1 protein-coding gene is annotated in these 283 nt (G+C 62.9%); it reads right to left on the bottom strand.

The genetic code is table 11. The annotated features are described in order from the left end of the window. Nucleotides 1-283, bottom strand: a 283-nt coding sequence (locus DL891_RS16880) for a hypothetical protein (protein ID WP_198668985.1), incomplete at both ends; no start/stop codon positions are given.

The raw sequence follows: 283 nt of genomic DNA, 5'->3' as shown, positions 1-283 counted from the left end.
TCGCGCAGGTCGCGTGACTGGAACACGCCGTCGAAGGTCCAGATCAGTGCGTCGCTCAGGCGCGCGTCCAGCGACAGTGCGCCCACCTTGCGATCGACGTGGCCACCATTGAAGGTCTCACCCTTTTCCTCGAAAGCATTGAAGCGATAACCGAACATCTGCTCGTTGCCGAAGCGGCCGCCGACGTCCATCCCGGCACTGACGATGCCCTGCTCGCGCCAGCCCAGCTGGGTGGAGAAGGTGGGCGTATCGGTCGGCTTCTTGGTGATGTAGTCGACGATGC

The sequence above is a fragment of the Homoserinimonas sp. OAct 916 genome, assembly GCF_003260275.1.
In the GTDB taxonomy this organism is placed as follows: domain Bacteria; phylum Actinomycetota; class Actinomycetes; order Actinomycetales; family Microbacteriaceae; genus OACT-916.
The sequence above is the reverse complement of the archived record's forward strand: the minus strand, read 5'-3'. Positions and strand labels throughout refer to the sequence as shown.